Origin of the sequence: Lentzea sp. NPDC060358, from assembly GCF_042725365.1 — a bacterium.
Classification (GTDB): Bacteria; Actinomycetota; Actinomycetes; order Mycobacteriales; family Pseudonocardiaceae; genus Lentzea.
Map to the genome: position 1 here is coordinate 1 of NZ_JBHXCW010000499.1, position 1,116 is coordinate 1,116.

Genomic DNA, 1,116 nt, shown 5'->3' on the forward strand with positions numbered 1-1,116 from the left:
GCTGTAACTACTCTTGAACCATTCCGGCTCGGAAGCATCCCCGGCAGAGGTCTCGCTGATCATGTCTCTCCCAGCAGTTGCTCGATGAAGGCCAGCGACTCCCTTGGCGCGAGAGCCTGGGCCCGGATCATCCCATAGCGCAGCTCAAGGATTCGGAGCTGTTTCGGGTCGAAGACTGGGCGTCCAGCGAAAGCACCGTCCGACCGACCTACCGCAGTCCCGTCCTCGAACTTCAGCACCTCGACTCCACCGTCCATCCCCGCATGATCCTCGCGATCGGTCGGCATCACCTGAATCTCGACATTCCTCAACTGCCCAATATCCAGGAGCCGTTCGAGCTGTCGCCGCAGCACCATTGTGCCCCCGATAGGGCGGCACAGAGTCACCTCCTCTTGCACGAAGCTGAGCGTGGGCATCGGCGACCGCTCGAAGACCGCCTTCCTGGCCATGCGCGCCGCCAGCACCCTTTCCACTTCATCGTGCGAGTACGCGGGCCGCCTCATCTCGAACAGGGCGCGTGCATATTCCGGTGTCTGCAGCAGACCATGGATGCTGTGGTTGCTGTACAGCCCCATCTCGACCGCACGCTTCTCCAGCTTCGCGAGCTCCCGGATCTTCTTCGGGTACCGGACCTCCGCCACGTCCTTCTTCATCGCGGCGAGCTTTCCGCCCGCGCCCAGCACCTCGTCCGCCATGTCCAGGAGTTCCGGGCGGGGAATGCGGCGGCCACCCTCCACCTTGTAGATCAGGTCCTCCCCGTACCCGACCAGGGCACCGAAGTCCCCGGCCCGCATCCCGGCCGCCTCCCGCCACGCTTTGAGCTGGCGGCCCACCACAGCGACCACGGCCACGCCCGACTCGTCGTCGGGGTCCACCTCCCAGCCCAGCTCGTCCGCCCCGGCGTCGCCCTGCTCCGTACCGGTCTCGTCCACGCTCATCCGTGCTCCACCTCCGACGCGCCTGCCGTTCTCGGCCCAACCCCCGACGTGCCCCGACCGTCACCCCGGACAGCCGGGACAGCACTGGACAAGCACGGGACAATCACCGTACGTAGGGGCTCCGTCGCTGTTCACGGTACGCAGGCGTGGCCACGCTGAGTGGCGTGAACCCACACAT

1 protein-coding gene is annotated in these 1,116 nt (G+C 65.9%); it reads right to left on the bottom strand.

Annotation, left to right across the window (positions count from 1 at the left end):
- Positions 1–59: 59 nt before the first annotated feature.
- Positions 60–938, bottom strand: coding sequence for a helix-turn-helix domain-containing protein (locus tag ACFWGZ_RS41170; protein WP_382457005.1), 879 nt, complete (start codon positions 936–938; stop codon positions 60–62).
- Between the last annotated feature and the right edge of the window lie 178 nt (positions 939–1,116).